Below are 26668 nucleotides of genomic sequence, written 5' to 3'. Positions count from 1 at the left end.
AACCAAGAAAAGGAAAAGCTGCATGATCCAGCGTTATCAGAAGGGCCCGCGTATGAGCCAGGCCGTCAGCTACGGAGGTCTCGTCTATATTGCCGGCCAGGTCGCGGAAAATCGCAAGGCCGGCATCGAGGAGCAGACCCGCGATGTGCTCGGCAAGATCGACGCCCTTTTGAAGGAAGCCGGCACCGATCGCTCGCATCTCCTCGCGGTCAACGTCTTCCTGCCGGCGATTACCGATTTCGAGGCGATGAACGGCGTTTATGACAGCTGGATCGACATCGAAAACCCGCCGGCGCGTGCCTGCACCGAAGCGCGCTTGGCCGACCCGGACCTGCGCGTCGAAATGACCGCGGTCGCGGCGCTGTAACTGCGCGGCAACCGCCCCGCACTGGAGGGACCATGCATAGCGGCCTCGTCAATCCGATCGACTTTTCGCGTGAGGGCCGGCAGGCCGGCCATCTCGCCATTCCCTATTCGATCGACCGTTCGCCCTATTATCAGATCCGCGTTCCGATCCTTTGCCTGAGAAATGGCGAGGGGCCGTCTTTGCTACTGATGGCCGGCAATCACGGCGACGAATATGAGGGCGAACTGCAGCTCGGCCGGCTGATGCGCCTGCTTGACGTCACCGCAATCCGCGGCGCCGTCACCATCCTGCCGATGGCGAACCTGCCGGCGGTGATGGCGGCCAAACGTTGCTCGCCCTTCGACGGCGGCAACCTCAACCGGGCTTTTCCCGGCGATCCCGCGGGGGCGCCAACGGCGCGCCTGGCGCATTTCCTCGAACACGAACTCTTCCCGCGCCATGACGTCATGTTCGACCTGCATTCGGGCGGCACGTCGATGGCGCACCTGCCCTGCACGCTGATCGAGCGGCAGGCCGACGCCATCCGCTTCGAGCGGTCGGTCGCGCTGATGCGGGCGATGGGCGCGTCGCATGCCTTCATCGCCGACAATGGCCCGGCGGCGCCGACATCGATGGGGGCTGCGGCCAGGGCCGGTATCGTCGGTCTTTCCGGCGAGTTCGGCGGCGGCGGAACGGTGACGCCTGCGACGATGGCCTTCACGGCGGCAGCGATCGACCGACTGCTTGTAACCCTCGGCATTGTCGGGCGTCCGGTTCTCTCCCGCACGCCGCTTGCCGAACCGGGGCCGCTGCAACTCCTCTCGCTATCCCGGCACAGCCAGGGAATCTACGCCGATCGCAGAGGCTGGTTCGAGCCGGCCGCTGCCCTTGGCGCCACGGTTTCGGCCGGCGATCTGGCCGGATGGTATCATGACTTGGAATGCCTGGAGCAGTCGGAGGAAGAGCTGCGCTTTGCCGAGGACGGTATGGTCATTTCCCACCGTCTGCATTGCGACAGCCAGGCCGGTGACTGCCTGATCCAGGTCGCCGAACCGATTTCCGCTTAGAGAAGCCCGTCGACCGCCGCCTTGACCCAATCGAGACGTTTGGCCGGGATCAGGCCGTAATTGTAGAAGTTGACGCCATTAGCGCCAGCGTCGACGGCAGCTTTGGCGCGAGCCGCCAGCACCGCGGCTTCACCGACCTCGGGATAGAAGACGCGCAGGCCGACACCGAGGAATTTCTCCGATCCAAGTGCTGCCCGGCCGGCGCGGATGACATCACCGACGGCATCCGGCGTCATGTCGTAGCAGCAGAGGATCGCCCCGTCGCAGAGCTTGCCGACAGCTGAGAGATCGACGCCGCCGAGCCAGCCGTCCTTCAGGTCGATCAGCACGATCCGGCTCGCCGGATCGGCCGCCGCCTTGATCTCGCCGATCAGGCTGGTCACCGGTTCGCTGCGCCAGGCGAGATAGGCGTGTAAGTCCGGATGGTCGCGGAAGGCATCGATGCCGGCCGCCGGAAAATCCGGGAACTGGCATTCCGGGATATCACGTTCGCAGAGTTCGGCGATGAAACGCGCAACAGTTCGGCGCGCACCTTCGGCCGGCACGCCGGCCTTTGCGGCGCGCGCCGCGCAATGATCGCAGAAGCAGAGCGACAGCAGAAAATCGTCTTCGGCGTTGAGGCCGACGCCGTCTTTCTCGTGATGGTATTCATGCGCGAAGCCCATGAAGTTCGGGCTTTCGAGCTCCACCATATCCGGCTGGTAATTCACGGTGATGTCGCGGACAAGGGTGACGGCATAGGCGCGCGCCGCCGGGCTGGAAGGGCAGAGATTGTAATAGTTGGGATTGCCGAAGGCGTTGCGCGTCACGTGATCAGGATGCAGCATGCCGAGACGGCTGTTGTGGAGGCAGACCGTCCAGCAGGAGACCTTGAGACCGGTCGCGTCGCGTCCCCTGGCCAGCGCCTCCAGCATGTCGCCGCGCTCGGTGACATTCCCCGCCATCAGCGGCCGGATCAGCTTGTCCTGCCACAGGCTCTCGTCCGGCCGGAAGTAGACCGTCCCGTCCTCGGGAAAATAGGCCTTCTGCCGCGGGCTGCGCGGCTGGAGAAAGCGGCCGGCATGATAGGAGGTCGCCATGCTGATCGTGTTGAGGCCTGCCCGGTTGCGAAGCTCTCCGGCAATCGCATCGAGCCCCTGGTCTTGGATATCCCAGGGGTAAGTCCACATGGAAAGGTGCATGGCGCGCTCCGGTTCAACTCTGTCCGCTTTATAGAACATGTGTCCATAATAGTGTCCAGGCTCGTTTGAACGCGGAGGGCGGCGCGAAAGCCGCCCACCCTGCCCTGTCAGCGGCTGATCGTTGCCTGCAGCGCCTCGATGGAGGATTGGATGCCGGCCTCGGTCGACATGGTGAAGTCTTCCATCTCGAGGCTGACCCAGCCGTCGTAGCCGACCATCCTGACCACCGAGAAGAATTCCTTCCACCACTGCAGGTCATGGCCGGCGCCGACGGCGACGTAATTCCAGGTGCGGTTGGCGACGTCGGTCACGTCCTTCAGCTCCAGAAAACCATTGATGTCGGCAAGGCCCCGCTCGATACGCGTGTCCTTGCCGTGGCAATGATGGATTGCGCTTCCGAGCGCGCGTGCCGCGGCAATCGGATCGGCGCCCTTCCAGAACAGATGGCTCGGATCGAGGTTCATGCCGACCGCCGGACCGACCTCGTTGCGCAGACGGAACAGGGTTTCCGGGTTCCAGACGAGCATCGCCGAGAAGTTTTCCAGCGCGTATCGCTCGACCCCGACTTCCCGCGCGAGCTTGACCAGATCATGCCAGAGCGGGAAGGCGCGATCTTCCCACTGGTAGCGGTCGCGTTCCGGCATCTCGTCCGGCCAGCTTTTGGTATAGACGAGCCAGTTCGGCACGCTGTCTCCGCGGGCGGCTTCCGGCAGGCCGGACATGGTGACGATCGTCTTGATGCCGATTTCGCCGGCAAGACGGATCGTCTGTTCCATTTCCTTGCGGTGGCGCTTGCCCATCTCGCCGGGATCGAGCGGGTTAGCCGAGCAGTTCAGTGCCGCGATTTCAAGGCCGCGGGCCTCGATTTCCTGAAGCTTGATTTTCAAAAGCCCCTTGTCTTCAAGCAGTTCGTCGGCGCGGAAATGTGGGGCACGCGACCAGCCGCCGCCAGTCATTTCGATGCCCTCGACGCCGAGTTCAACACATTTGTCGAGCATGTCGGTAAATGACAGGTTGCCCATAACGTCGGTGCAAATGGAGAGTTTCATCGTCTCGATCTTTCCTATGGAAATTGAGGGCGCGCCTTTGTGAGAGGGTGGAGGAGATCCCGGCGCGCCCTTGGAGGGAGCTATTTGAAGTCAATCCAGGCCGCGCCCGCATCAGCCGAGCGGACGCAGTTTTCCAGCCAGCGCACGCCTTCGGTGCCGGCTTCGATGCCGGGATAATGGTGGCTCCTGAGGAAGGCTTCGTCGCCGCGGCGTTTGGCATCGATCGCCTGGGCGATCCAGAGGTAGATGTTCGCCCAGCTGTCGCCGAGGCCTTCGGTGTGCAGCGCGCCCATGCGGTCAGCCGCCAGGCTTTCCTCTTCGAGATAGGGCATGCCGTGATGCAGAGTGCGGTTCGGCTCGCCCTGCACTTCATAGATCAGTTGGTCGGGATGGGCGTCCGACCATTCGATCGAGGCCTTGGAGCCGACGAAACGGTAGCGTTGCGAGCCCATGTTGCCGGCATTGACCGAGGATACCCAGAGACGGCCGCGGGCGCCGTTGTCGTAATGCATGAGAACGGTCGCATGGTCTTCGAGCGGCGCGCGGGTCGGAATGAAGGCCTTGCGGTCGCAGAGCAGCTTTTCGATCTTCAGATGCGGCAGCACCACTTCGGAGAGGTAATAGAGGTGGGTGCCGATATCGCCGAGAACGAAGGTCGGGCCGGCGGTTTTCGGATTGGTGCGCCATTTCACCGCCTCGCCGGCGCCGACATCGTCGCCCGCATTGAAGCCGTGGGTATATTGCATGTCGACGATGCGGATCTCGCCGAGCATGCCCTTCTTGACCATCGCCGCCATCTGATGCACCAGCGGATGGCCGGTGAAGCCATAGGTGACGCCGACGATCAGGCCCTTCTCTTCGGCGAGCTTGGCGATCTCGTCGCATTCGGCGACGGTGAAGAATAGCGGCTTTTCGCAGATCACGTGCAGCCCGGCTTCCAGGCACGCCTTGGTGATCTCGTAATGGGTGAAGTTCGGCGTGGCGATCGAGACGACCTCGACGCCGTCCTCGCGCCCGGCCTCCCCGGCGATCAACTCCTTATGGTCGCCGTAGCAGCGGTCGGCGGCGACGCCGATCTTCGTGCCGAAGTCGCGTCCGCGCGCCGCGTCGAGGTCGAAGGCGCCGCAGACGAGCCGGTAGGTGCCGTCCCGCTGGGCGCCGGTTCTATGCTTGTAGCCCACCTGCCCGGTGCGGCCGCCGCCGACCATGCCCCAACGCAAGGGGCGCTCGATGGATCTTTCTCCGTTGATCATCTGATCATTGCTCCTGAAATGGCCCGCCGCGTCATTCCGCCGCCATGGCGGTCGGCAGTGCGTAAAGCTTGGGTTTCGGTATCATGTTGACCGGTTCGAGGCCGCCGCTGGACACGGCCCTGAGAGCGGCATCGGCGACCAGCGTCGCCGCATATCCATCCCAGGTGGAAGGTCCGCCGGCCGTTCCTTTAGAGGCGGCGGCGATCCATTCACGGAATTCCTGGTCGTAGGCTTCGATGAAGCGCTCGCGCCAATCCTCGGGGATCGCCTGGCGAATGCCGTTCAAATCCGAGATCACGGTCGCCGGGCGGTTTGGAAGGGCAGCGACACCCGCCTCGCAGCTGATTTCGCCGCGGATGTCATAGCCATAGGCGACATTTACCGAAATCTCGACATCGACAAGCGCTCCCGAGGCCATGTGCAGGAGCACGAACACCGGATCGCGCAACTCGCCGCCGCGCGAGGACCGGCGTGGCACACGCACCTCCACGCCGGTGATTTCGTCGGAGAGGAGCCAGCGGGAAATGTCCGCGTCATGGACCAGCGTGTCGTTCAGCGGCATCTCCGAGGTGTAGAGCCCTTCGGGAACAGAAGCGTTGCGATGCACGGAGTGGAAGAGCAGCGGCGCGCCGAGTCTGCCGCCATCGATGACAGCCTTCAGGCGGCGATAATCGGCATCGAAACGACGCATGAAACCCACCTGCACCAGCCGCCGGCCGAACGCCACTTCCGCCTCCAAGACGCGGAGTGCGGCCGCCTCCGAGGTCACCAGCGGCTTTTCACAAAAGACCGGCTTGCCGGCGGCAATCGAGGCAAGCAGCTGCTCCTCATGCGCCGGCCCCCAGGAGCAGATGATCACGGCCTGCACCTTTTCCGAAGAAATCAGCGCCGAAGGGGTGGCGAAGACCTCCGCTCCCGCCTGGGCGGCAGCGGCGGCGCGGGCCTGGTCGATATCGGTGACACCGACGATTTCGACGCCGGAAACGACGTTCGTCAGCCGGCGGATATGATCCCGACCGATCATGCCCGTGCCGATGACGCCAACCTGGAGGGTCATTTTTCCCCCCAGTGCTTATCGATGTAACGCTGCATTTCCGCGCGCATGAAGGTGCCGCTCTGGTCCGCTTTGTCCTCCCATGCGAAGACGCAGGCGGTCATGATGCCGTCGAAGCCGATCTCGGCGAGCGTGCCGAAGAACGCGTCCCAGGGAACCTCGCCCTGACCGATATTGAGGTGCTGGTGCACCCGGGCGTTGGTGCCGGGCGGATTGAGGATATATCTGAGGCCCGACGAAGCCTTGTGGTTGAAGGTGTCGCCGACATGGACATGCGCCAGCACGTCCTTCGCCTCGCGCAGCATCGCCTTGGTATCGTCGCCGAAATAGAAGGTGTGCGGGGCGCAATAGAGGAACTTGACGCTCTTCGAATTGACCGTGCGGATGATGTCGAGCGCCGGCTGCAGCGTCTCGCACCAGTCTTCCGGATGGGGTTCGACATTGATCTGGATGCCCTCGCGCTCGAAGATCGGCACCAGTTCTTCCATCGAGCGCCACCAGGCATCTTCGCAGGCCTCGATCATCGAGCCTGTGTGGCAGCAGTAGCACGATCCCTTGTCCGGGTGCGGGCCGCGGCCGAACTCGGAATTCATGGTGTCGACTTCCAACTCGACCGCGATTTCGATGGCGCGTTTCCAGTGCTTGACGGCGGCCTGGCGTTCGGTCTCGTCATTGGAAGCCCAGCGATACATCGGCAGCAGCGAGGCAATGCCGACGTCCGCCTCTTTCAGGGCCCTCTTGAAACTTCTGATCCGCTCGGGAAAGACACGTGGCGCCTTGAACCATTCGAGGAAATCGCCGCGTGGGGATAGTTCGATCCAGTCGTAGCCGAGTTCCTTGACCTTTCTGGGCAATTCCTCAAGTGAGAGATGCCGATGCATGAACGGGTCGATTGCGATCTTCATTTTGACCTCCGGATTCCAGACATGATTTTCCTTCCCCGGCGGCGGTCTATTCTGCCGCTGCCGGACGCTGTGTGTTTTGCGCTGTGTCGTTTGAGTGCCGTCAGCGGTTACTCAGCCGGCGGCGAATGGCTCTCATGACTTGCAATGTAAGTATCGATTTGGGCTTCGAGATCCGCCATGGTTTCCCCGCCGGCCATCAGGTCGGTAATCTCCTCGCGCGTCTTCTCGCCCCGACGGAAATCGGCGGCGATCGCGCCGCGGATGAGAACGGCGAAGTGATCGCCCACCGCCATCGCATGCATGACCTGGTGGGTGATGAAGATCACCGCCAGACCCCGCCGCTTGGCTTCGTTGACGATCCGCAGCACATGCGCTGCCTGCTTCACGCCGAGAGCGGCCGTCGGTTCGTCAAGGATCAGCACGCGCGCGCCGAAATGCACGGCCCGGGCAATGGCGAGCGACTGGCGTTCGCCGCCTGAAAGCCCGCCGACAAGGCGGTCGCCATCATCAATCCGGGTGATGCCGAAATCCTGCACGGCTTTGACGGCAATCTCATTGGCCTTCCTGCGGTCATAGACCTTGAAAGGACCCCAGCCCTTGGTCGGCTCGACGCCGACGAAGAAGGAGCGGCCGATCGACATCAGTGGAAATGTGCCGCCGAATTGATGCACTGCCGAGATGCCTTTTTCCTGCGCATCGCGCGGCCCGCTGAATTCGACCGGATTGCCGTCCATCAGGATGGCGCCGCGCGACGGTCTGTGGACACCCGCAAGCGTCTTGATCAGCGTCGATTTGCCGGCGCCGTTATCACCGAGCAGGCAGAGCACCTCGCCCGCACGGACCTTGAGCGAGATGTCGTGCAGCACGTCGATCGGGCCGAAGCTCTTGTCGACATTCTGGAGTTCAAGGATCGGAATATTGTCGGACATGGTTGACACTCACTTCTTTTTCTTCGGCACGAAGCTTAACGCCATCTGCCGGAACGTGTTGTTCATCAGAACGGCGGCCATCAGCATCACGCCGATAATCAGATTGGACCAATTGCGGTCGATGTCGGTGAAGTAGATGCCTTGGCTGACGACGGCGAAGGTCAACGCGCCGAGGAAGATTCCGGCGACCGAACCGAAGCCGCCCGTGAGCAGCACGCCGCCCACCACGATCGAGACGATCGTATTGAAGATGTAGTTCATGCCGCCCGAGACCTGCGCGGAATTGAACAGGATGGCGCCGCACATTCCGACGAAAGATGCGGCCGTGCTCGATAGAACGAAAAGGACGATCTTCAGCCGGTCGGTCGGGATGCCGGCATTGCGGGCGCTGACCTCGTCGCCGCCCATGGCGACGATCCAGTTGCCATAGCGGGTCGCGTGCAGCACGAAACCAAAGACCACCGTCAGTGCCAGCCACCACAGGATGATCACCTGGAATTTGCCGTGGATGAGGTCGCCGAACACCGTCTTGGCCCAGGCGGGGGCGTTGAGCGGAACCGAAGCGGCCCCGGTCAGGATGACGGATCCGGCCAGCACGAGCCCCTGCACCGCCACCAGCGTGCCGAGGGTGATGATCAGCGAGGGCACGCTGGTGCGCACCGCCAGGAGACCGTTGACCAGCCCGACGAGGACGCCGATGGCGAGCACGCCGAGCATGCCGATGACGATTGGCAACTCGTAATAGCCCGAGAGAATGGCGATCGTCATCGAGCCCGCCGGGATCATTGCACCGATCGAGATATCGAGCTCGCCTGATATCATCAGAAGGCCGACAGGCAGGGCGACGATACCGAGATTGGCGGCGAAATTGACCCAGCTTGCCGCGCCGAAGAGCGTACCGAGGCTGACGCCGCCAAAGGCGACATAGAAGACGATCACCGCGACGAAGCTCAACACGGCGCCGAATTCCGGGCGGCGTACGAAGTGTCCAATGGAAAAGCCGTTCATCTCTTCGCCCTCACTTCTTCTTTTTCGCGGCGTAGGACATCGCCATCAGCCGGAACTTGTCGTTCATCATCACGGCGAGCAGCAGAAGCGCCCCGATGATGACGCTGCCGAGATTCGGATCTATGCCGGTGAAATAAATGCCCTGATTGACGATCGCGAAGGTGAGCGTGCCAAAGACGATGCCCACCACCGATCCGGCGCCGCCGGTCAGAAGCACGCCGCCGATGACCACGCACATGATTGAATTGAAAATGAAGGATTGCCCGCCGAGCACCTGCGCGCTTTGATAGACTAGCACCTGGCTGACGCCGACGAAGGCGGCGGAAAAGCCCGACAGCATATAGAGGGCGATGGTCAGTTTGTCGGTCGGAATACCGGCGTTGCGGGCCGAGACCTTGTCGCCGCCGAGAGCAAAGATCCAGTTGCCCACAGGCGAGATGTGCAGCAGGCAGAAGAACGCCACCGCAAACAGGATCCACCAAAAGATCGTCACCTGGAACATGCCGCCGATGAAATCGCCGAGGATCGCTTTGACGGTCGGGCTTGGCACCAGCGATACGCCGGTACTGCCGGCGATCAGCACGGTGAAGCCGAGCGTCAGGCCCATGACGGCGAACATCGAGCCGATGGTGACGATCAAGGACGGGACTCGGGTGCGGTTGACGAGATAACCGTTGAAAAACCCGACGAGGAGCCCGACGCTGAGGCCGGCGGAAATCCCGACGATTTCGGGCAAGCCGTAATGGCCTGATATGATTGCCACCGTCAGTGATGATGCCGGGATCACCGCGCCGATCGAGAGGTCCATTTCGCCTGCGATCATCAGGAGCCCGATCGGCAGCGCAACGATGCCGATCTCGGCGGCAACGTTGAGCCAGCTCGCATAGCCCGCAGCGGACAGGAAGACCTTGCCGCCCAGCAGGGCGAAGAAGGCGAACACCGCAATCAAGCCCAGCAACGACCCGGCTTCAGGGCGCCGGGAAAGCTGACCGATGGTCGCTTTGGCATGGCCGCCCGAAGCAGCCGACGGGGCGAGGACATCGTTTCTCGCGTTCATTTGACACCACCAATAAAGCCGCATGACCGGTAAGGGTCGGCGCTTCTGAAAGAATGGAAGCTGCCCGCGTGAGGGGCAGGCAGCTTCACCACGTTCGGCCGATCCCTTACCGGGCGCCAGCCTTCACGCCTGCCAAGGTGGCGTCGACGTTGGACGCGTCGATGACGCCGGGGCCGGTCAGGATCTCCCGGGTCGGGACGGTGAGTCCGTAATTGACGTTGCCGTTCAGGATCGAAACCGCCAGATAGCCCTGCAGGTAACCCTGCTGGTCGATGGCACAAAGCTGGCTGCCGCTCTTGATGTTATTCAGAACGGTTTCATCCATGTTCATGCCGCAGACCTTCACCTGTCCGGCTTTGCCGGCCTGCGTCACGCCGTTGACCGCCGAATTGGTATCGACATTGCCGATCGCGAAGACCGCCTTGATCTCCGGATGCTGCAACAGATGCGCCTTCAGCGCCTGTGCCACGGCAGTTGCCGAACCGAATGACGTGGCGGGCAGCGGCAACGACGAACCGGTGCCGCCCCCTTCGGTCACGCCGTCGGTCATACCTTTGCAGAAAGCTTCGATGTTTGCCGCACCTGGAAGCGTGTTGAGGCAGACGGCGTTCTTCAGGTCATGCTTGGCGAAGTAGCTGCCCGCAGCCTTGCCGGAGAGATAGTCGTTAGAGCCGACATAGTTCATTGCACCGAGGCGATCGGCGGCTTCGATGCCGCCGGCATTATAGATGATCAGCGGAATTTTCTTGTCGACGACCGCTTTGAAGGCGGGGTCCATTGCCTCCGGCACCCAGTCCGGGCCGACGATCGCATCGGCGCCCTGGTCGATGGCCTGACGGATCAGCTCGGCCGCATCGACGCCGAGATTGTCGTAGTTCTGCGGCCCGAGCCAGACGACCTTGCCGCCCTGGGCTTCCGCGACCTTGCCGGCATCCTCGGCGCCACGCTTGACGATCGACCAGAACGGATCGTCCGGCTTGCCGCCCACAACGAAGATGTTGGCGGCCATAACGGCCGTGGCAGTGCAGGTCACGATGGCGGCGGCCGACACGGTTGCCGCGAAGCGGCGAAATTTAGTCATCTCAATCTTCCTCCCATGGCCCGCCTCCCTGGCTTGCCGTGAAGAGAAACATATCACCGCTTGAAATTCGCGAAATGTGAAATCATACTAAACATGCATAAAGTATCACAGAGTATCAGTCATAATGATACGAACGCTCTGACGATGGAGGGAATGATCATGCGGCGGCCGACCATCTCGGATCTTGCCAAGGAGGCCGATGTCTCCATTGCGACCGTCAATCGGATCCTGGCCGGCACCGCCTCCGTCAAAGGCACGACCGTGCAGCGCGTCCAGGCGGCCGCGGAGCGGATCGGCTTCTACGGCGCCGGGGCAATCGAGGATAGGCTGCGCAAATCGGTGCCAAAATACCGGCTTGGCTTTCTGCTGCAGCAATCCAGCCGTGAGCTTTACCAGCTGTTCGGCAAGAAGATCGTCGAGGCATGCCGCGCCAGGCGCGATGAGGTCATCGACCCGGTGGTCGATTTTGTCGATCTCCTGACGCCGGAGAATATTGCCGGCCGGCTCAAGGCGCTCGGCGCAAATTGTGACGCCGTCGCCGTGGTCGCCGCCGATCACCCGGTGATCGCCCAGGCCATCCGCGAGCTGCACGAGAAAGGCAAGCCGGTCATTGCCTATATTACCGACCAATCCGCCCGCGAACGGGCCGCTTATGTCGGCGCCGACAATTGGAAAATGGGGCGGACGGCGGCATGGCTGATCTCGAACATGACCCACGGACCGGGGCGGATCGCCGTCTTCATCGGCAACCATCGTTACCAATGTCAGGACGTCTCCGATGCCAGCTTCCGCTCCTATGTGCGCGAACATGCGCCGCATCTGACCATCGAGGAAAGCCGCCCCACGCATGAGGAGCCGAACGAGGCCTACCGGATGGTCAAGGAACTTTTGGCGGCGACGGATGACCTCACCGGCATCCTGATTGTCGGCGGCGGCATCTCCGGGGTCTTGCGGGCGCTGAGGGAAGTGCCGCAGAGGCGGCGCCGAAGCATCCGCCTCGTCTGCCGGGACATCGGCCCGGAGACGCGAAAAGGCCTGTCAGAGGGGATGATTACCGCGGCTCTCTGTCATCCGCTGGAACGGACGTCCACGGCGCTGGTCGAAACGATGATCGAAACGATCACGCAGGGTGCCTCGGGCGGCACGATTCAGCGGACCATTACCTTCGAAATCGTGACGCCGGAGAATATCTGAGATGACAGCCGCGGCGTTCGCCGCGACTGGAAAGCCGGCCCGGGCTTATCAAGGGCCGATCCGCGTGTCGGCTCAAATGTCGACGACAAGGCCCTTGGCTTTCAGCACCGCTTCCAGATTGCTGACCTCGATGACCGATTTTCCCGCCTTGTAGGCTGCGATGTAACCGGCTTCGGCATCTTCGCGCGCCTGCGACAGCCTCGCTGCTTCCTGCGCTTCCTGTCTGCGCACGACCACCAGGCCGTCGGCATCGCCGACGATGATGTCGCCGGGATTGATGGTTTCGCCGCCGACGATGATCGGGTCGTTCACCGCCGCAATGGTTTCCTTCACCGTGCCCTTGATGCAGACGCTGAGCGAGAAGACGGGGAAACCAAGTTCTCTGAGCTGCAGCGTGTCGCGTACGCCGGTGTCGGTGACGAGACCGCCGATGCCTTTGGCAAGGCAGGCATTGGCGAGTACATCGCCGAAGGATCCCGCTTCCTCGTACTCGCCCGCCGAGACAACGATGATATCGCCGGGCTTCGCGTAGTTGATGGCGAGCTGCAGCATGATGTTGTCGCGCGGCGCGCATTTGACCGTAAAGGCCGGACCGCACAGTTTCATGCGGTAGTCGACGGGCTTGAGGCGCGAGGAAAGCGCGCCGCGGCGTCCCTGGGCCTCGTGGATCGTCGCCGGCGAAAATTTCGAAACGGCCTCGATGTCAGCTTTGCTGGGCCGTTCAGCGATGTCTTTTATATGAATCATGGGTGCCTCACATCGTTGGTAGACGGCGGGCAAATCCCGCCGTCTTATCTCGGTTGAATGTCTTCGGGAGGTTCCGAGACCGGTCGGTCTACGGGATCGGGTCGAATTTCAGCTGCGCGAGCGGCACGACTTTGTCGGTGCGGGTCATCTTGTACTCGGTGTTCGGGCCGAGCCACTTGTCCCAGATTTTGTTGATTTCACCGGACTCGTCGAGCTTGTGCAGGATTTCGTTGATCTTGGCCGTCAGCTTCGGCTGATCCTTGGCCATGCCGATGCCGATCGGTTGATAGAGCATCGGCTCCTCGATCATCCGCATTTGCTTGCCCTTGCTCTTCGATTCATTGACGAACTTGGTCGTCGTCATGGTGTTGGCGACCATGCCGCGGGCCTTGCCCTGCTGGACGGCGAGATAGGCAGAGGCGGTATCCTGGAAGGTGAGCGGGTCGGATTTGTTCAGCTTGATCGACATCTCAGATGTCGAGCCCTTGGTCGAAGCCAGGCGCTGGCCGGCGTAATCGGCCTTCGTCTTGCCGGCATCGTCGGCCGGCACGATCAGCATCTCCTTGGCGAGATAATAGGGATCGCTGAACTGGATCTGCTCGGCGCGGCTCAGCGTATAGGCAAGGTTGGCAACGGTGATGTCGACGCGGCCGAGCTTGACCTCCGGCACGCGGGCTTCGACCGAAACCGGCTTGATCTCGGCCTTGACGCCCAATTCCTTGGCGATGGCGCCGCAGAGATCGACGTCGAAGCCGGCCATTTCGCGGGTCTTCGGATCCGGCGAAGCGAAGGGAGGAACGTCGGCGAACGTCGCGCAGCGCAGGGTCTTGGCCGACATGATGGTGTCGAGCTGATCGGCTTTCGCGGGCAAGGCGGCTGCCATGCCGGCGAATGCGACGGTGAGGCTTAGGTATTTCCACTTCATTGCTGTTCTCCTTTGTTTTTAATGGTTAGGTATCAATGCCTGAGATCAGCGAGGAACCGCTGAGCCCGGGGATGGGTCGGATTGCTGAAGAAGTCCTCGGGGCTCGCCGTTTCGATGATCTGGCCGGCATCGATGAACCAGATCCGGTCGGCGACATCGCGGGCGAAACCCATTTCGTGGGTGACGCAGAGCATGGTCATGCCTTCAGACGCCAGGCTCTTCATGACCGCGAGCACTTCGCCGACCATTTCGGGATCGAGCGCGCTGGTCGGTTCGTCGAACAGCATCACCGGCGGTTCCATGGCCAGAGCCCGGGCGATCGCCACCCGCTGCTGCTGGCCGCCCGACAGTTGACCGGGATAAGCGCGGGCCTTGTCGGCGAGGCCGACCCGGTCGAGAAGCTTGAGCGCCTTTTCGTGCGCGACATCGGCCGTTACGCCCTTCACCCGGATCGGCGACATCGAGACGTTTTCGGCGACGGAGAGATGCGGAAACAGGTTGAAATTCTGAAAGACGAAGCCAATCCGGCTGCGCATCGCGTTGAGTGCCTTTGCCCGCATGGAGGCGTGAATGTTCTGCCCGTCGAGCGTGATCGATCCGCTGTTGATCTCCTCGAGGCGATTGATCGTGCGGATCAGCGTGGATTTCCCCGAACCGGACGGTCCGCAGATGACCACGACTTCGCCGCGCGCCACCTCAGCGTCGATGTCCTTCAAAACCGGATAGTCGCCATAGCTCTTGCAGACCTGCGAAAGCCGGATCATCTGCGATTCCTGCGTTGAAACGGACATGGTCATAGCTGCTCCGATACGATTTTCGACGGCGTGACCACGGCGGCGGAGACGTTGAGAAGTCCCGCACGCCGCCGCGTGATGCGCCGCTCGAGGCGATTTGCGAAGTAGGTCAGCGTCCAGCAGATGGCGAAGTAGACGATCGCCAGGATGAGGAAGACCTGGAAGGGCTGCGTCAGCAGCTGATTGTTGACCTGGCTTGCGGCAAAGGTCAGGTCCGGCACGTTGATCACGTAACCGAGCGTCGTATCCTTGATCGTCGAGACGAAGGTGGAGAGGATGCTCGGGATCATGTTGTAGAGCGCCTGCGGCAGGATGATGTAGCGTATCGCGCCGATATAGCTGTGGCCAAGCGCCCGTGCCGCATCCATCTGGCCAGGCCCGAGCGCGACGATGCCGGCACGGACGACTTCGCTCAAAAACGCGCTCTGATAGACCACGAGCGTCGTCAGCATGGTGACGAAGCTCGGTACGTCGGCGCCGGTCAGCAGCGGCACCAGGAAATAGCTCCACAGGATGAGCATCAAGAGAGGCACGCCCCTGGTGAAATAGACAAGGGCGGTAACCGGCCAGCGCAGCAGCGGCGATTTGGAGAGCCTCGCTGTTGCAAACAGGATACTGATCGGAAAGGCGAGAGCGATGCTGAGCGCCGACAGGATCAGCGTATTGGCGAGCCCGCCGAGCGGTCCGTTCGGATATTGGCCGATCAGGAGCAGCAGCCAGTAGTCGCGGACGATGGCGATCATGTCGTGGATCATGCGCGCGCACTCCTGGCAGGATCGGCGCGCATCGACAGATAGGCGCCGATGCTCATGATCACGAGCGAGAAGAAGAGATAGAGAACCGTGCCGATCAGGTAGATCTCGAAGGTGCGGAAGCTGAGGTTCTCGATTTCCTTGACCGCATGGGTCAGTTCCGACGCGCCGATGACGACGGCGAGGCTGCTGTTCTTGAACAGGGAAACACTGTGATTGATGAGCGGCGGCAGCGCGTTACGCACGCCCTGCGGCATGATGACGAACCGCATCGCCGAGACATAACCGTGGCCGAGAGCGCGGGCTGCCTCCATCTGGCCGGGACCGACCGAGCGCACGCCCGAACGAAGATCTTCGCTGAAATAGGCTGCCTGGCAGAGCCCGAGCCCGATCACTGCGAATATCGCCTCGGCATTGTGGCTTGCAAGCCATGTCGCCACCCCGTTCGGCATCAGGGTGAATATCCCGAAATACCACAGCATCAGCTGAACAAGGGTGGGCACGTTGCGATGGTAGGATACGTAAGCGGCGACTAACGGATCGCCGAAGCGAAAGGGCGACAGGCGCACAGCCAGCAGCAGCAGTGCGAGCGCCATCGCCAGCGTCCAGGACCCGGCATAGATGATGAAGGTCATCTCGATGCCATGCAGCAGCATGGCGGCATATTCGGGATTCCCCAGGATTGCCGAAAGGTCGAAGCCGCTCACGAGCCTGGCTCCCCGGATGGATCCGTCTTCGGGTGCGGCCTTGCGGTCTGCAGGCCGCCCATGACCTGCAGCGTCGGTGTGATCTCCATATGTCCGATGTTGACGGCAACGGGAGCCGCGATGGCGAAGGCGATCGCGTCGGCGATATCGGTCGCTTCAGGCAATTCGAAACCGTCGATGAACTTTTCCCGGATGCTCGGATCATTGCCATGAACGTGATTGAAAATATCCGTGGCGACCCGGCCGGGGCAGATTTCGGTGACCCGCACCCGCTTGCCGAAAGCGTCGATGCGCAGCTGGTTGGACAGCATGCTCACGCCGGCCTTGGTGGCGTGATAGGAGGAGTTGCCTCCGAAATTATAGGCGCCGGCAATCGACGAAATGTTGATGACATGGCCGCGGTCGCGCGCCACCATGCCCGGCACCACCAGGCGGCAGATGTGCAGAACCGCGCGGAGATTGACGTCGACGAGGAGGTCGATATCGCTCTCGTCGGCTTCCAGGAACTTCTTCGGCCGGTCGACGCCGGCATTGTTGACGAGAATGTCGAACTCCACCCGGCCGGCGAGCTCGGCGATTGCCGGACGGTCGGTCACATCGATGGCATGGGCAATACAGCCCGTACGCTCGGCCAGCTGCTGCAGCGCTTCAGTGCTGCGGGCAACGGCATGGACCTCGATATTCTCCCGGCGAAGCCGCTCAACCACGGCTGCGCCGATCCCGGAGGATGCGCCGGTCACCAGTGCGGTCTTGTAGTCGGAGAATGGCATTGTCGTTCCCTTGTGGTTGATTGAGACAGTAGCGAAGCTTTAACCCCTTGCCTAAGACCGATTATCTCTGGAGCAATAAGCAACGGTTATGGAGCCGGCGCGGTCTGCCGAAGAAGAGAAAGCGGCGATGCCGGTATTCTCTCGCGGCCCCGCTTCAGGCTGCGCCGCGTTGCAAAAGCAAGGCGCCTCTGCAAACATGCCATCCGCAGATCAGAATGGTACCCCGATCCCCATGGACATCAGACGCCTCAAATCCTTCATCGTGATCGTCGACAGCGGCAGCATCACACGAGCGGCGGATCTTTTGCATATCGCCCAGCCGGCTCTGAGCCAGCAGCTCGCGGCGCTGGAAGAGCATTTCGGCCACAAGCTGCTGATCCGCAGCCAGCAGGGCGTCAGCATGACCGATGCCGGACACGCGGTATATCGCCATGCCCAGATCATCCTTCGGCAAATGGAGCAGGCGCAGGCCGATGCATCGGCGGCGGGCAATTCGCTTGCCGGGCGCGTGTCGGTCGGCCTGGTGCCGTTCAGCAGTGCGGCGACGCTCTCCGTCGATCTGCTGGCGGAAACCCGGAAACGGCATCCCGGTATTCTGCTGCACCTGACCGAAAGCGTCGGCCAGACCTATAGCCAGATGATCATGAACGGCCGGCTGGAGATGGCGCTTCTGCATGGAACCGGACCGATCAAAGGCGTGCGCTTCGAACCGATCCTCAGCGAAGAGTTTTTTCTGGTCGCCCATCGCGACTTTGCCATCGAAGCGGATACGAAACCCGTTGCGGTCAACGCTCTCGACGGCATACCGTTGCTCCTGCCGCCGGCCTATAACTTCGTCCGCCGCGCGGTCGACACTGCCTTCACCCGCACACGCACCAATTTGAAGGTCGTGGCGGAGGTCGAGATCGTGCGCACGCTCGCCCGCGCGGTCGGCAGCGGTCTCGGCGCGACGATCATGCCGAAGGCGATTGCCGATCGCATCGTCTCGGAATCGAGCGAGCCGCTGATCTGCCGGCTGGTCTCGCCGCGGATCGAGGAAACGCTGTCGCTTTGCGTTTCCGATCAGAATCCCCTGTCGGAGCCGGCGCTTGCCGTCAGCGACATTCTTCTCGAGCTGACGGCGCGGCTGAAAGCCTGAGGTGGCTGCCGGCTAGCGCATATCCTTGCAGAACTGGGCGATCCGCGCGCAGCCCTCGCCCAGTTTTTCCAGACTTGTCGCGTAGGAAATACGGAAGAAGGGGCTCATTCCGTAAGCCGCGCCTTGCACGGTCGCGACATAATGCTCCTCCACCAGACCGATGACGAAATCGACGTCGCTCTCGATCTTGCGCCCGCCCTTGCTGGTCTTGCCGATCAGCTCCGAAATGTTGGGATAGATATAAAAGGCGCCCTCGGGCCGGTGGCAGCGCAGCCCTTCCACTTCGGATAATTTGTCGAGAACGAAGTCGCGTCGCGTCTTGTAGATAGCGGCGCGCTCCTTCAGCAGGTCTTGGGGCCCGTCCAGCGCCGCGGTTGCCGCCGCCTGGGTCAGCGTCGCAATGCCGCCGCCATTCTGGCCGTTGACGTTGCTAATCGCCGAGATCAGCTCTTTCGATCCGGCGCAGAATCCGAGGCGCCAGCCGGTCATCGCGTAAGCCTTGGAGACGCCGTTCATCGTCAGGACGCGATTGTACAGTCTCGGCTCGACCTCCGCGATCGTGCAGAACTGGAAGTCGTCATAGACTAGATGTTCGTAAATATCGTCGGTCATGATCCAGACGTTTGGATGGCGCAGCATGACCTCGGCGATGGCGGCCATCTCAGCCCGAGAGCAGGCGGCTCCGGTCGGATTGTTCGGGAAATTCAGGAAGAGCCATTTGGTGCGCGGCGTGATCGCAGCCTCCAGATCTTCCGCGCGCAGCTTGAAGCCGGTCTGCTCATGGCAGGGGACCGGAACCGGTACGCCGCCGGCGAATTTGACGATGTCGGCATAGCTGACCCAGGAGGGCGTGGGGATGACGACCTCGTCGCCCGGATTGCAGGTCGCCAGCATGGCGTTGAAGATCACCTGCTTGCCGCCGCCCGAGACGACGATCTGGGTGGCGTCGTAGTCGAGATTGTTGTCGCGCTTGAACTTCCGGATGATGGCGGATTTGAGCGCCGGCGTGCCGTCCATCGGCGGATATTTCGTATCGCCGGCGAGCGCTGCCGCGTGGGCCGCCTCGATCGCATGTGCTGGGGTGGGGAAATCCGGCTCGCCGGAGGAGAGGCTGACGACTTTGATCCCCTTGGCAGCCAATTCCCGGGCGCGCTGGGTCATGGCGGCGGATGCTGAAATGGAGACGTTTTTCAGGCGGTCGGCGATAATGGACATCGACATGATCCTTCGATGAGGAATTGAAAACGAGAGACCGCCCGCAGGCGATCGGGATTGCGTTATTCGGCGAGTTCGGCGGCAGGTGCGAGGGTCGCGCCCGTGGCTTCGATCTCGGCGCGCACGATGCCAGCAAGCTCAAGGGCGCCCGGCGTGTCGCTGTGGACGAGGATGGAGCGCGCCGGCATGGCGATCACACCGCCGTCGCTGGTCTCGACGCTGCCGTCGAGGAGGAATTTTCGCACACGGGCGCGCACGGCGGCTTCGTCCTTGATGACGGCGCCCGGCAGCCCGCGCGCAACAAGCCTGCCGCCGCCGTCATAGGCCCGGTCCGCAAGGAAAAGCACCAGCGTTTTCAGGCGCGCGCGTTTGGCCGCCTGCTCGATTTCGCTGCCTGACGTGACGAAGACGACGAGATTGGCGTCGACAGTTGCGATCGCATCCATCATCAGGTCGGCGAGAACAGGATCGCGGTTGACCATATTGCCCATGGCCGCATGAAAGCTGAGATGGGAGACGGTGACGCGCTCGGCTCTGGCGATCGCCATCAGCGCGCCGAGCTGGTAGAGCATCTGCTGGCGAAGCTCGTCTGCCTGAAAGGGTATTTCACGCCGGCCGAAGCCCGGCCGGTCGGGCAGGCCGGGATGGGCGCCGATGCCGACGCCATTCTGCTTTGCCAGCCGCACCATCCGCCCCATCGTATCGGGGTCGCCGCCGTGGAAACCGCAGGCGATATTGGCCGAAGAGACGATCTTCATCATCGCTTCGTCGTCGCACAGCCGGTAGGGACCAAATCCTTCGCCCATGTCGGAATTCAGATCGATCTTCATCAGTTCCTCCTTTCGCCTCGCTTAAGCCATCGCCTTCAGGGCACGCTTGACCATCCCGGATGTCAGCCTGACATCCTCGACATAACGGGCGACGGCCTGTTCGACCGCACGCGCTTCCGCATGCGTCGAGCGGACGAATTTCAGGCGGGCGCCGATGCGGGCCTGACCGAGCCGCCAGAGGTCGCATTCGATCACGCCGGCGATCTTCGGATAGCCGCCGGCGGTATTCGCATCGCTCATCTGCACGATCGGTTCGCCGCCGGGTGGAACCTGGATGACGCCGGGCACGACGCCGTGAGAGCGCATTTCGATGGAGGCAGTCGGCGTGATCGGCTCGCCGGACAGGCGGTAGCCCGTGCGGTCGCTGCGCGAGGAAATCCGCCAGGTCTGGCCCCAAAAGGCTTCGCCGTCTCCGGCGAAAAGACCATGCTCGCCGGCAGGCAGAGCGCGGATCGGCAGCGCGCCGTCGACGGGAGCTGGGAAGACGTCGCGCAGTGCCACGCCCGGCTCGACGACGGCGAGGCCAGTGGCCGGCAGCATGGCGATCTCCGCATCCTCGCCGACCGCGATCCGATCATCCTTCGCCAGCGGCCTGCCGGCATTGCCGCCAAAGCCGCCCCGCAGCGACGTGCTGCGCGACCCCATGACAACTGGAATATCCAGCCCGCCGCCGAACGAAATATAGGCGCGCGCCAGCCGCGGGGGCTGCTTCAGTTCGAGAACCTGTCCGGGCTCTGCCATATAGGCGCACCAGGGAATGAGCTCCGATCCGTCGAGGTGAGGATGACCGTCGGCGCCGGTCACGGCAAAGACGGCGCGCCGCTCGAAACGCAGGCTGAACGGGAAGGTCTGCACCTCGATCACCGCCGCATTTTCGTCATTGCCGACGAGACTATTGCCGATCCTGACCGCAAGCGGATCCATCGCGCCGCTCGCCGACACGCCGATGTCGCGGTAGCCGGGGCGTCCGAGATCCTGCACCGTGTTGAACGGGCCGCTTTCCAAGATCTCGATCATAGCTCGATCCTTGCCGGCAGGAACCGCACCGTATCTCCAGGCGCCATCATGGCGGGGTTCTGGGCGGTCGGGTCGAACATCTCGAGTGTCGCAAAGCCGATGGAGTTCCAGCCATTGGGGCCGGTCAGCATGGCGACACCGGTTTGCATTCCGCCGATCGTCACGCAGCCCTTCGGCATCTTCAGCGACGGCACGGTCTTTCGCGGCATGTAGATGCGCGGATCGAGGCCATGCAGATAGCCGAAACCCGGCGCGCTGCCCAAGGCGAAGACCCGATAGGTCGCTTCATGATGGATGCGAACGACCTCGCGGTCGCTTAAGCCCGAGAAATCGCAAAGGGCCGCAAGATCGCTCGCATGTTCGCCGCCGTACTGGACGGGAATCTCGATGGTCTTGCCGTTGAGATCGATGCTCTGCGCATGCTCCCATGCCTCCAGCAGCCGGGCGACCACCGCATCTGGATCCTCGGGCGTCTCCTTGAAGATAACCAGCAGGTTGGTCATTCCGGGAATATTTTCGGCAAGGTCCGCCCAGCTTCTCACCGTCTGAGACAGGGCCCAGATCCGCCGCTGCGCGATCAGATCGAAATCGCCCGGCGCCTCGAGCAGGAAGGATCTGGCCCCGATCGAGGAAACCCGCGCCCGGCTCTGGGTAGCCGGAACGATTTCACGTTGCGAGGCATGTCTGTTCGTCGTGGCGATCATGATGGCAGCTCGATTTCGAACAGAGGGTCACCGAAGCCGACCAGGGCGTCAGGCTCGGCGAGCAGCCTAGTCAAGACACCGGAACGGCCGGCGCGAAGGGGAAGCAGCACATGCCCTACCCTGACGAAGCCGAGGACATCTGCATCGGATACGAAGCGCGGCAGAGTTTGGGGCGTGACAGCGGCGGCCGGATGTTCGGCGCAGAAATGCCCCGCCAGCGGCGCCTTCACAACGACAGGTGCAGAGTTCGAAGCGCGGGGTGTGGCTGCCGGCACGCTGATGCGGGCGTCGCCCTCCTCCGAAACGACGATGCGAAGTTGCCCGTCCGGCCGGGAGATTTCGAGACCCTTCACGCCGGCGGCCGTCAGCGCCTCGGTGAGGAATGCGATGGTTGCGGGATCGCTGAAGTCGATGGCGCTCATGCCGCCCTCCTCCGCAGCTTCAGCCAGTGCTCGAGATAGTGGATATCGGTCTCACCGCGTGCGAATGCGTGGTCCTCGAACAGGGCGCGCAGGAAGGGGATATTGGTGGCAATGCCCTCGATCTCGGTTCCGGCAAGCGCCTCGCACATTCTGGCCATCGCTTTCGCCCGCGTCGGCGCGTGGACGATCAGCTTGGCGATCAGCGAGTCATAATAGGGCGAGACCCTGTAGCCGGCATGAATATGCGTATCGACCCGGATGCCCTGCCCCTGCGGCAAAGTCAGATGAGTGACGACACCGGCCGACGGCAGGAAAGTGTCGGGATCCTCGGCGTTGATGCGGCATTCGAAAGAATGGCCTTCGCAGGTGACCTCGCTCTGGGCGAGATCCAGAACCTCGCCCTGGGCCGCTTTTATCTGCGCCTGGACGATATCGATGCCGCTCGTCAGTTCGGTGACGGGATGTTCGACCTGAAGCCGTGTGTTCATCTCGATGAAGTAGAAAGCACCGTCCTCATAAAGGAATTCGAAGGTGCCGACGCCGCGGTAGCCGATCTGGCAGCACGCCTGGACGCAGGCCATGCCGACCGGCTGGATGATCTCAGGCGCGATCCCGGGCGCCGGCGCCTCTTCCACCACTTTCTGATGGCGCCGCTGCATCGAGCAATCCCGATGTCCAAGCCAAACGGCATTGCCATGATCGTCGCAAAGAACCTGGATCTCGATATGGCGCGGATGCTCCAGGAATTTCTCCATGTAGAGGGCGGGCGAGCCGAAGGCCTTGCGCGCCTCTTCCCGGGTCAGTGCAATTGCCTCATGCAACTGATCGGCTTTCGGGACGACGCGCATGCCGCGGCCGCCGCCGCCGCCGGACGCCTTGACGATGACGGGATAACCGATCTCCAGCGCAATGCGCTCGATTGTGGCCGGGTCGTCAGGCAGCGCGCTGTCGGGACCGGGAACGCAGGGTACGCCAGCCGCCATCATCGCCCGCTTCGCCGCGATCTTGTCGCCCATGGTCGCGATCGACGAAGCGGTCGGACCGATGAAAGTCAGCTCGGCCTTTTCGACGGCGTCGGCGAATGCGGCATTTTCCGACAGAAAACCGTAACCGGGATGAATGGCGCCGGCGCCGGTCAGGCGTGCGGCGAGAAGGATGGCATCCTGATTGAGATAGCTCCTGCCCGCACCCGACGGGCCGATGCAGAGAAAATGGTCTGCGGTCGTGACGTAGGGCGCTTGCCGGTCCGCTTCGGAGCAGATGGCGACCGTCTTCAGGCCGAGTTCGCGGCAGGCGCGCTGAACCCGGGCGGCGATCTCGCCGCGATTGGCGATGAGGACGGTATCGAAGCGGCGTTCTGAAGCAGCGGATTGTTCCGAGGTTTTCGGCATCAGACGATCTCCGCCAGCAGGTCGCCGGTCTCGACCTCGCCATTGTCGATATCGGTCACGTGCGTGATGCGCCCGGATCGCGGTGCGGCGATCGTATTGAAGACTTTCATCGCCTCGATGATGAAAAGGGTCTGCCCCTCCTCCACCGCGTCGCCGATCGCGACAAATGGCGGCTCGCCGGGCGCCGGCGCCCGGTGCAGAACGCCAAAGACGGGCGCCTTCACCGCATGGGAGGTTTTCACGACGCTCAAAGGCGCATCGGAGACGAGGTTTATCGTCGATTCCGGCTTTTGCGAGGGCTCGGCAACGCCTGCCTCTGCCGGCGACGTGCGAAAGATCCGAACCGTCACGTCCTTTTCCGTCACGGTCAGCTCGGTAATATTCGATCGTCCGACAAAGTCGATCAGCGTCTTGATCTTCGAGAGGTCCATATGCGTGCTCGGAATTTCAAATTCCACCGCGCAGACCTGAAGTCTCACGTCGCCCGGTGTCGTGATTTTCGTAGCACGACGTATGGGCTGATGGGGTCAGACGAAGTTTTGATGGAGCGCAAACGGCGCTTATGGGGAGATGTCGCCGAATGCCCTTGATGGCAGCCGGCGCCGGCGAGGCGAACCGAATCCAGGAAAAAGCAAGCGGCTCGCGTGTCGATCGGTGCGGCCGGCCGGACGCGCGCCCGGCGACTGCGCTCAGGGTCGGTGGATCCCTTAACCCGCCCTCTACAAAGCGACCTGGGCGTCAGACAAGTTTGAAAGTTTTCCTTGCCGCTTCAAACTTCCCATTCCTATCTTCGAGTTTGATAGCAATCCAGAACTCTGTTGTTTCATCGAATGGGCCGGCGTCAAGCTCCGGTTTAACAACCAACGATAAAACTTTATCCGTGCTCGTGGCCGAATCGTCAGTGTCTATTTTAATTTTGTATTTTTCTTTCTCGTCGCTTCCATTTGGATTTGAAACGTCGTCACTTCCGTTTGATTGAGTGGATATATATATGTATATTTTACTGTTGAAGCCGGATCCTATAATTTTAAACGGTGTTCGAACAAGTAACGGAGCAACTACAATCTCCGGCTCAAGCCGATCAATTTCCACTCTGGGGTTTACGGTACCCATATTATCCTCCTCATTGGTTTCTTTTGTTCGGATTAGTCGTTATCGCTCGATCTGCGAGGGATGAACCCGCCTGATCTTGACATCACGCCACCAGAACGGGACAGGGCGCCGCCCGAGCGGGACATTGCGCCGCTGGTCATTCCTCTAGGATCGGTTGAAACCTCGGCCGACAGCAGGATTTGCTCAAGGGTCCCTGTTTCGGCATCAAGCCTCATTGAGACATCGCCTTTGTCATAAATCCACACCCTCATGTCCTTAGCGAGTGCCCCGAATTGGGAACCAAGGCCGGTTCGTGCACTCGAACCAGGGGATCGATACAATCTGTCATACTCGATATCACCGGCCACGTTCCTCGGGGGTGGATCGTCTGGATCGGCCCCAGGGCCGTGGACAACGAAGATGGCTGGCCGACCAAGTTCAATGAATGCTCCCTCGAAGGAGAAAGCAAAGATACGCGCCAGAACCGCGTCGGCTGCACCGAGCTGGTCTCTCAGGAAATTATTTCTTCCTGCAATCGGTACGCTTAGGTTCTGATAAATCGGTCCACCTCTGAGAATCAGATCACTCAGTGGGCGCCCGAACAGATGTATCGCTGATAGGCCTAGTAAGGTTTCATTGTCTGCCACTTCTCCCTCCATCTACCGGATTATTGACTGCTCATTGATCTCGACAGCAAAACTTTCTCGCGAAAGGTCATCTTCGGGAGCTCCAGATAATCTATCGGCAGCAACGTCCGAGCAGAGTTGATGTGACTGTGATGCTCGCCGCCTTTGAGGTGCGGGCCAGCGTGCATTTCACCAATCGCCCGTCGCCTGAAGTTCCTACTGATGATCCGTGCGAACTGACCGCCACTTTCGTCCCGATCAATCGCAAGCATCGTTCTCGCGACGTCGCCGTAATCGAGGAAGTCGGGAGCGAGAGCCCACAAGGTTTCCGCCAGATATGTCCCGACGATATCGCGGGCGTCGAGCAATGCTTCGACAAACCCATCCGAATTCCACGCGAAAGCACGGTCGAAAGCATACTGCACGGGCGCCTCGGCGGCTGGATCGAACTCGGCAACATCTGCCAGATCTTCAACCGCATGGGAGATCAGGCCGCGCGCCACTAGGCTCTCATGAAAAATGTCGACGAGGATGTCGAATATCGCACCGGTCAGCGGCTGCGAAAGCTCGTGCTCGTCCTTCCACCCACGACGCGCAAACTCGGCCATCGTTCGTTTGTTGTTTGCCGACCGTATCTGGCGATGCGGCGAAAATTCCGAAAAGCGTGACAGGCGGTTTGCCCGGTAGAGGTTCCCGCGCGTCTCCGCGAGAACATTGTCGATTACCGACGGAAAATGCATGGCCGCGATCAGCGACACGCAGTCGGAGAAGGCCTCCTGAAAACCAAGATATTCGGGATACTCAGCTTCGGGGTGCGGCACGCCCAAAACGCTGAAGATGATCGCGTGCCCCACCTCATGCGCGACGACGTCGAAATCCAGGCTGAAGGGAAGGACGCGCCCGTCGCTCTCGAACTGGCTGCCGACTTCGAGGAAACCATAGCCATATTGTGCATTGTCCCAGCGCCGCAGGATCGAGATCTCCAGACGGTCATAATGAACACGAAAATGCCAGGTGAGCCGTTGGCCGAGATAGCGCTCCCACACATCCAGTGTGAACCGCACGCATCCAAAAACATGCGCGGCTTCGAAGCCAGCCATCGAAGGTCGGAGATAGTCGAAATTGCCGCACGCGTCGGGGGTGGCGGGCTCAAGGATTTTCCCGGTCCAGGGCGGCAGATACATGTATGGCGTACCGAGCGGCCCGCGGTTCACGCCGTAAGGACCGGTCTTGCCGACCGGCTCCACAACGAACATGCGATCGTCGGCCGGGCCGGCTGTCACGCTACCCAACGGAGACGAAACTTCGACGATCTCGGGACGAGACCGAGGATCTTCAAATGGAGGCTGTACAAAAAGTCTGAACCGGGTGCCCATCCGCTCCCCCCTCAAAAGACTTTTATGCTGCCAGTTTA

General features: G+C 61.8%; 29 protein-coding genes. 4 read left to right on the top strand and 25 right to left on the bottom strand.

Annotation, left to right across the window (positions count from 1 at the left end; all coding sequences use genetic code 11):
• Positions 1-22: 22 nt before the first annotated feature.
• Positions 23-367, top strand: a complete 345-nt coding sequence (locus tag OS035_RS20490) for a RidA family protein (RefSeq protein ID WP_097626142.1) — start codon at positions 23-25, stop codon at positions 365-367.
• A 32-nt stretch (positions 368-399) separates the two neighbouring features.
• Positions 400-1413, top strand: a complete 1014-nt coding sequence (locus OS035_RS20485) for a succinylglutamate desuccinylase/aspartoacylase family protein (protein WP_183780032.1) — start codon at positions 400-402, stop codon at positions 1411-1413.
• Here OS035_RS20485 and OS035_RS20480 read toward each other — a convergent pair.
• The 9 genes from OS035_RS20480 to OS035_RS20440 all read right to left on the bottom strand — a co-directional run bounded on the left by OS035_RS20480 (position 1410) and on the right by OS035_RS20440 (position 10930).
• Positions 1410-2594 (bottom strand): hypothetical protein, encoded by a 1185-nt coding sequence (locus tag OS035_RS20480; protein ID WP_183780029.1) that lies wholly within the window; start codon positions 2592-2594, stop codon positions 1410-1412. The genes OS035_RS20485 and OS035_RS20480 overlap by 4 nt on opposite strands.
• 107 nt (positions 2595-2701) lie before the next feature.
• The gene (locus OS035_RS20475) at positions 2702-3643 is read right to left on the bottom strand and encodes a sugar phosphate isomerase/epimerase family protein (protein ID WP_183780026.1); all 942 of its coding nucleotides are present in this window, start codon (positions 3641-3643) and stop codon (positions 2702-2704) included.
• Positions 3644-3723: 80 nt separating this feature from the next.
• The gene (locus OS035_RS20470) at positions 3724-4896 is read right to left on the bottom strand and encodes a Gfo/Idh/MocA family protein (RefSeq protein ID WP_310808174.1); all 1173 of its coding nucleotides are present in this window, start codon (positions 4894-4896) and stop codon (positions 3724-3726) included.
• Between the two features lie 31 nt (positions 4897-4927).
• Entirely contained in the window at positions 4928-5953 is a 1026-nt protein-coding gene (locus OS035_RS20465; RefSeq protein WP_331814011.1) for a Gfo/Idh/MocA family oxidoreductase, read from the bottom strand.
• Positions 5950-6855 (bottom strand): sugar phosphate isomerase/epimerase family protein, encoded by a 906-nt coding sequence (locus OS035_RS20460; protein ID WP_331814010.1) that lies wholly within the window; start codon positions 6853-6855, stop codon positions 5950-5952. Before OS035_RS20460 ends, OS035_RS20465 begins: the two co-directional genes overlap by 4 nt.
• 107 nt (positions 6856-6962) lie before the next feature.
• Positions 6963-7784, bottom strand: coding sequence for an ATP-binding cassette domain-containing protein (locus tag OS035_RS20455; protein ID WP_331814009.1), 822 nt, complete (start codon positions 7782-7784; stop codon positions 6963-6965).
• A gap of 9 nt (positions 7785-7793) precedes the next feature.
• Positions 7794-8792, bottom strand: coding sequence for an ABC transporter permease (locus OS035_RS20450; protein ID WP_183855780.1), 999 nt, complete (start codon positions 8790-8792; stop codon positions 7794-7796).
• A gap of 10 nt (positions 8793-8802) precedes the next feature.
• Positions 8803-9849, bottom strand: a complete 1047-nt coding sequence (locus tag OS035_RS20445; protein WP_331814008.1) for an ABC transporter permease — start codon at positions 9847-9849, stop codon at positions 8803-8805.
• 106 nt (positions 9850-9955) lie between these two features.
• On the bottom strand, positions 9956-10930 hold the full coding sequence (locus tag OS035_RS20440; RefSeq protein WP_179867128.1) for a sugar ABC transporter substrate-binding protein: 975 nt from the start codon (positions 10928-10930) through the stop codon (positions 9956-9958).
• Positions 10931-11089: 159 nt separating this feature from the next.
• Between OS035_RS20440 and OS035_RS20435 the strand changes: the two genes are divergently transcribed.
• A complete protein-coding gene (locus tag OS035_RS20435) occupies positions 11090-12124 on the top strand; it encodes a LacI family DNA-binding transcriptional regulator (protein ID WP_331814007.1) in 1035 nt (344 codons plus the stop codon).
• A 72-nt stretch (positions 12125-12196) separates the two neighbouring features.
• On the opposite strand, the gene OS035_RS20430 is transcribed toward OS035_RS20435, so the two are convergent.
• The 6 genes from OS035_RS20430 to OS035_RS20405 all read right to left on the bottom strand — a co-directional run bounded on the left by OS035_RS20430 (position 12197) and on the right by OS035_RS20405 (position 16819).
• Positions 12197-12871, bottom strand: coding sequence for a 4-carboxy-4-hydroxy-2-oxoadipate aldolase/oxaloacetate decarboxylase (locus tag OS035_RS20430; RefSeq protein ID WP_064841711.1), 675 nt, complete (start codon positions 12869-12871; stop codon positions 12197-12199).
• A gap of 88 nt (positions 12872-12959) precedes the next feature.
• Positions 12960-13796, bottom strand: a complete 837-nt coding sequence (locus tag OS035_RS20425; RefSeq protein ID WP_097626134.1) for an ABC transporter substrate-binding protein — start codon at positions 13794-13796, stop codon at positions 12960-12962.
• Positions 13797-13828: 32 nt separating this feature from the next.
• Complete coding sequence (locus OS035_RS20420; protein WP_097626133.1) at positions 13829-14593, bottom strand: amino acid ABC transporter ATP-binding protein; 765 nt, start codon at positions 14591-14593, stop codon at positions 13829-13831.
• Positions 14590-15345, bottom strand: coding sequence for an amino acid ABC transporter permease (locus OS035_RS20415; protein ID WP_331814006.1), 756 nt, complete (start codon positions 15343-15345; stop codon positions 14590-14592). Before OS035_RS20415 ends, OS035_RS20420 begins: the two co-directional genes overlap by 4 nt.
• Entirely contained in the window at positions 15342-16049 is a 708-nt protein-coding gene (locus OS035_RS20410; protein ID WP_183780020.1) for an amino acid ABC transporter permease, read from the bottom strand. The genes OS035_RS20415 and OS035_RS20410 overlap by 4 nt, the downstream gene beginning before the upstream one ends.
• A complete protein-coding gene (locus OS035_RS20405) occupies positions 16046-16819 on the bottom strand; it encodes an SDR family oxidoreductase (protein ID WP_331814005.1) in 774 nt (257 codons plus the stop codon). The genes OS035_RS20410 and OS035_RS20405 overlap by 4 nt, the downstream gene beginning before the upstream one ends.
• Before the next feature lie 232 nt (positions 16820-17051).
• Here OS035_RS20405 and nac point away from each other — a divergent pair, with 232 nt between their 5' ends.
• Positions 17052-17957 (top strand): nitrogen assimilation transcriptional regulator NAC, encoded by a 906-nt coding sequence (gene nac / locus OS035_RS20400; protein ID WP_183780016.1) that lies wholly within the window; start codon positions 17052-17054, stop codon positions 17955-17957.
• Positions 17958-17969: 12 nt separating this feature from the next.
• Here nac and OS035_RS20395 read toward each other — a convergent pair whose 3' ends face one another.
• The 10 genes from OS035_RS20395 to OS035_RS20350 all read right to left on the bottom strand — a co-directional run bounded on the left by OS035_RS20395 (position 17970) and on the right by OS035_RS20350 (position 26630).
• Complete coding sequence (locus OS035_RS20395; protein ID WP_183780014.1) at positions 17970-19172, bottom strand: pyridoxal phosphate-dependent aminotransferase; 1203 nt, start codon at positions 19170-19172, stop codon at positions 17970-17972.
• Positions 19173-19234: 62 nt separating this feature from the next.
• Positions 19235-20002, bottom strand: a complete 768-nt coding sequence (locus OS035_RS20390) for a 5-oxoprolinase subunit PxpA (protein ID WP_183780012.1) — start codon at positions 20000-20002, stop codon at positions 19235-19237.
• A gap of 21 nt (positions 20003-20023) precedes the next feature.
• On the bottom strand, positions 20024-21019 hold the full coding sequence (locus OS035_RS20385; RefSeq protein ID WP_183855771.1) for a biotin-dependent carboxyltransferase family protein: 996 nt from the start codon (positions 21017-21019) through the stop codon (positions 20024-20026).
• Positions 21016-21723 carry a 5-oxoprolinase subunit PxpB gene (gene pxpB, locus OS035_RS20380; protein WP_183780008.1) on the bottom strand — a complete coding sequence of 236 codons (708 nt, stop codon included), beginning with the start codon at positions 21721-21723 and terminating at the stop codon, positions 21016-21018. The genes OS035_RS20385 and pxpB overlap by 4 nt, the downstream gene beginning before the upstream one ends.
• Positions 21720-22145, bottom strand: a complete 426-nt coding sequence (locus OS035_RS20375) for an acetyl-CoA carboxylase (protein ID WP_097626126.1) — start codon at positions 22143-22145, stop codon at positions 21720-21722. Before OS035_RS20375 ends, pxpB begins: the two co-directional genes overlap by 4 nt.
• Positions 22142-23536 carry an acetyl-CoA carboxylase biotin carboxylase subunit gene (gene accC / locus OS035_RS20370; protein WP_183779993.1) on the bottom strand — a complete coding sequence of 465 codons (1395 nt, stop codon included), beginning with the start codon at positions 23534-23536 and terminating at the stop codon, positions 22142-22144. The genes OS035_RS20375 and accC overlap by 4 nt, the downstream gene beginning before the upstream one ends.
• Positions 23536-23967, bottom strand: coding sequence for an acetyl-CoA carboxylase biotin carboxyl carrier protein (locus OS035_RS20365; RefSeq protein ID WP_183780323.1), 432 nt, complete (start codon positions 23965-23967; stop codon positions 23536-23538). The genes accC and OS035_RS20365 overlap by 1 nt, the downstream gene beginning before the upstream one ends.
• 307 nt (positions 23968-24274) lie before the next feature.
• Positions 24275-24649, bottom strand: a complete 375-nt coding sequence (locus OS035_RS20360; protein ID WP_183779990.1) for a hypothetical protein — start codon at positions 24647-24649, stop codon at positions 24275-24277.
• A gap of 32 nt (positions 24650-24681) precedes the next feature.
• Positions 24682-25287: a hypothetical protein gene (locus OS035_RS20355; RefSeq protein ID WP_183779987.1), complete on the bottom strand. Its 606-nt coding sequence runs from the start codon at positions 25285-25287 to the stop codon at positions 24682-24684.
• An 8-nt stretch (positions 25288-25295) separates the two neighbouring features.
• Entirely contained in the window at positions 25296-26630 is a 1335-nt protein-coding gene (locus tag OS035_RS20350) for a hypothetical protein (RefSeq protein WP_183779984.1), read from the bottom strand.
• Positions 26631-26668: the final 38 nt, after the last annotated feature.

Origin of the sequence: Rhizobium sp. 268, from assembly GCF_036571585.1 — a bacterium.
In the GTDB taxonomy this organism is placed as follows: domain Bacteria; phylum Pseudomonadota; class Alphaproteobacteria; order Rhizobiales; family Rhizobiaceae; genus Rhizobium; species Rhizobium redzepovicii.
The sequence above is the reverse complement of the archived record's forward strand: the minus strand, read 5'-3'. Positions and strand labels throughout refer to the sequence as shown.